This window comes from Desulfobacter sp. (assembly GCF_050177295.1).
Map to the genome: position 1 here is coordinate 1 of NZ_JBFXHE010000434.1, position 3,703 is coordinate 3,703.

Sequence of the window (3,703 nt, forward strand, 5' to 3'; positions counted from 1 at the left end):
TGGGACAGGGTATCCAAAAAGCGGTCCATGGCCTTTACCCCGATGGGAATGGGCAGGCGTGTGCATGGGACGCCGAAGCGTTTGTTCAGGATGGCTCCAGCGGTCGCCTGACCCTTTTCCGCGGCCAGGGCGAGCACGGCACCGAACTCCATACTGTGAACAGACACGTTCATTTTCTCAATGGCGGAAAGTGTGGTGCCGCCTTTCTGGATGGCCTGGTATTCCTGCCAGGACGGTCCTTCCAGCCGCTCGGAATAATCGGGCAGGATGGTGACAGGGGTATGGAAATCCTCAAAAATGTCTTTTAAATGCCGCAGGTCTTCGTTGGAGAGCATGCCGGGAAACAAATTGATGGTTTTCTTTTTCTTGGGCCGGTAAACGATTTTTTTACCCGCCGGGTTGAAGCGGTCCACCACAGCCGCCACGGCGCCATGGAATCCGTCCACGTGGGTGCCCGAATATGATGGTGTGGAGACATGGACCAGGGCCGTGCCGTTGATGCTATTGTCCATGCTGTTTAATATCAACTGGACATCGTCCCCAATGGTTTCGGACAGGCAGGTGGTGGCGATACCGATCATGCTCGGGGCATACTGGCGGGCCACGTTTTCAATGGCCAGCTTCAGGTTGGCCCCGCCGCCGAATACGGCCGTCTCCTCGGTGAAGTTGGAAGAGGCAATATCCACGGGCTCCTTGAAATGGGAGATCAGGTAGCGACGCATATAGGTTGAACATCCCTGTGAGCCGTGAAGCAGGGGCACACAGCCTTCAATTCCCTGGAACACCAGGCTGGCCCCTAAAGGCGTGCACATTTTGCATGCATTCTGGGTGGCGGTATATGAGGGGGTCTCTTTATAAGGTCTGCTCGGGGTCATATCGCACCTTCCTTTCCGATTGGGTTCTGCCGTCTGGGAACAAGATCCCATATCGGGCTTGTAACGGTTCCGTGTACTTCTTTTGCAAAATTGACCATGCCTTCAAAGCCTACCAAAGGAATTTTTCGTTCATGGTTATGGTCGCAGAACCCGATGCCCATTTTATATGCAATGGGGCGTTCCTTGACGCCGCCGATAAACAGGTCCGCATCCTTTTCAACGGAATATTTGGCCAGCTCCAGGGGATTTGAGTCGTCTAAAATTACGGTTCCCTCGTTGCACATCTGCCTGAGCACCTCATAATCTTCCTTGGTGCCGGTCTGTGATCCGGCCAGGACCACTTCCATGCCAAGGGTTTTCAATGCCTTGATCAGGGAGAATGCCTTGAACGCGCCGCCCACGTATATGGCGGCTTTTTTGCCTTCAAGATCTTTTTTCATGGTTTCCAGGCTCGGAACAATGGCCTTGACTTCTTTTTTGATCAGCTCCCGGGTCTTTTTTAAAATCTCAGGGGTTTTCTTAAAGTGTACCGCCACCTGGTACAGGGCATCCGAGGTGTCTTCAATACCGAAATAGGAGACCCTGATAAAAGGGATGCCGTACTCTTTTTCCATCTGCTTTGCCAGATGGGTGACCGACCCTGAACACTGGACCACGTTCAGGGCTGCATTGCGCGCCTGCATCACCTCGTCCACCCGGCCGTCACCGGTGATCACGGAGACCACCTTGACCCCCATGGCTTCATAATATTTTTTTATGATCCATGTCTCTCCGCCAATATTGAATTCCCCCAGGATATTGATGGAGTCGGGAATGGTGACCCGGGGGGCCTTGTTTCTTTCGATCAGGCTGAACAACGCGTCGCAGGCTGCCTTGTACCCGTCTTTTTTGGTTCCTTTAAATCCTTCAGAGTGGACAGCGATGACAGGAATATTGGTCTCTTTTTCCACCTGGCGGCAGACCGCGTCCACGTCATCACCAATAATGCCCACAATGCAGGTACAATAGATAAAGGCGGCTTTGGGTGAATACTTTTCAATCAGCTCCAGCAATGCCTTTTTCAGCTTTTTTTCTCCGCCATAGATAATATCGGTCTCTGACAGATCCGTTGAAAAACTCATCCGATGAAGCTCCGGGCCCGAAGACTGGGCCCCTCTGATATCCCAGGTATAGGAGGCGCACCCGATGGGGCCGTGAATCAGATGCAAGGCATCCGCGATGGGATAAAGCACCACCCTGGAGCCGCAGAATACACAGGCCCGCTGGCTGACTGCGCCCGCCAGACTCTTGGTTTCACATTCCATCTCAAAGGGCTGTTTGCCCTTCTGGTAGATCTGTTTTTCTCTCTGTTTGAGTACCGATATGGAGGTCATGTTATTTATCCTTTACTGCTTTAATTGCTCTCAGATACTATTCTACCAGTTCAAACGTTTCTTCAGATGCATCCCGGTCCTTGCGGTCCATGAGGACGCCCAGGATTTTCTCCAGAAGGTGCAGCCCGCCTTTGTACCCCACTGTGGGGAAGTAGGCGTGGCCGATCCGGTCCAGGATGGGGAAGCCGTGGCGTACAAAGGGGATATCCTCGTCCCGGGCCATGTACTTGCCGTAGGTGTTGCAGATGAGCAGGTCCACAGGTTCATTCTTGATCCACTGATGCAGCAGGAACATGTCGCCGGGGTTCTGGACATTGATCTGGTCTCCGAACCTGGCCGTGATCTCCTTGATCCGTTTGGTAAAGGCCTTGCCCGGGGTGCCGGTAACGATGTGGACCGGTTTCATGCCGATGGTGACCAGAAATTCGGTCAGGGGGATGAGCTGGTCCGGGTCACCTGCGAGGGCGACCTTTTTGCCGTACAGGTGGGGCTGCATGTCTGAGATGACATCCAACAGCTGACCGCGCTCCTGGGTAACGCAATCGGGTACACTGACGCCGGCTACCGTACGCAGGGCATCAACGAACCGGTCTGTGGCCAGAAGGCCGATGGGCAGATCCTGCACCTGGCAGGGGATCTTGCACTGGGCGTCAAGGGCTTTGACCGCTTCTGCAGACGCCCAGGCGCCCAGGCCGATGGAAGCCATGCTGTCACCCGCGCTTTTCAGATCACTGATCGGAGTACCGCCTTTGGGATACATCTCAAATTTTCCGGTGAGCGGTCCGTTGACAACGCCGGAGGTATCCGGAAAGAGGATGGGGTTTACGCCCAACATTGCAGCGATTCTTTTAATTTCAGCCATATCCGAAGGCTCCACAAATCCGGGCACAATGTTCACTCTCCCGTTGGATTTGCCGGTCTTTTCAGCCATCTGAACCGCTATGGATTTAACCATATTGGAAAAACCGGTGACATGGGATCCGACATAGGATGGTGTTGACGTATGAACGACATACTTGCCTTCGGGGATGGTGCCGTCTTTATAGGCTTTTTTGACAATCTGGTTCACGTCGTCGCCGATGGTTTCCGACAGACAGGTGGTGTGAACCGCGACCATGTCCGGGTTGTAGGTGGTAAATATGGTTAACAGAGCCTGGAGCAGGTTGGCCTGGCCGCCGAACACCGACGCACCTTCGGTAAAGGAGGAGGTGGCCGCCATGATGGGTTCACGGTAATGGCGGGTCAGGGTGGATCTGTGATAAGCGCAGCAGCCCTGGGACCCATGGCTGTGAGGCAGGCAGCCGTGAATACCGAGGCCGGCGTACATGGCCCCGATGGGCTGGCAGGTTTTAGCCGGGTTAACCGCCAGGGCCTTTCTTTCTTTAATCTCTTTAGGTGTATGTCGAAGCAGCATAATTTTCTCCTGATACTTTTTTATCTATGTTTTTAACGTTT

General features: G+C 53.7%; 3 protein-coding genes. All 3 read right to left on the reverse strand.

Annotation, left to right across the window (positions count from 1 at the left end; translation table 11 throughout):
- Positions 1 to 875, reverse strand: an 875-nt coding sequence (locus tag AB7U36_RS20535) for a nitrogenase component 1 (RefSeq protein ID WP_428161490.1), incomplete at its 3' end; no start/stop codon positions are given.
- Positions 872 to 2,248 carry a nitrogenase iron-molybdenum cofactor biosynthesis protein NifE gene (gene nifE / locus AB7U36_RS20540; RefSeq protein ID WP_428161491.1) on the reverse strand — a complete coding sequence of 459 codons (1,377 nt, stop codon included), beginning with the start codon at positions 2,246 to 2,248 and terminating at the stop codon, positions 872 to 874. The genes AB7U36_RS20535 and nifE, both read right to left, overlap by 4 nt.
- Positions 2,249 to 2,285: 37 nt before the next feature.
- Entirely contained in the window at positions 2,286 to 3,662 is a 1,377-nt protein-coding gene (nifK, locus tag AB7U36_RS20545; RefSeq protein WP_428161492.1) for a nitrogenase molybdenum-iron protein subunit beta, read from the reverse strand.
- Positions 3,663 to 3,703 lie beyond the last annotated feature (41 nt).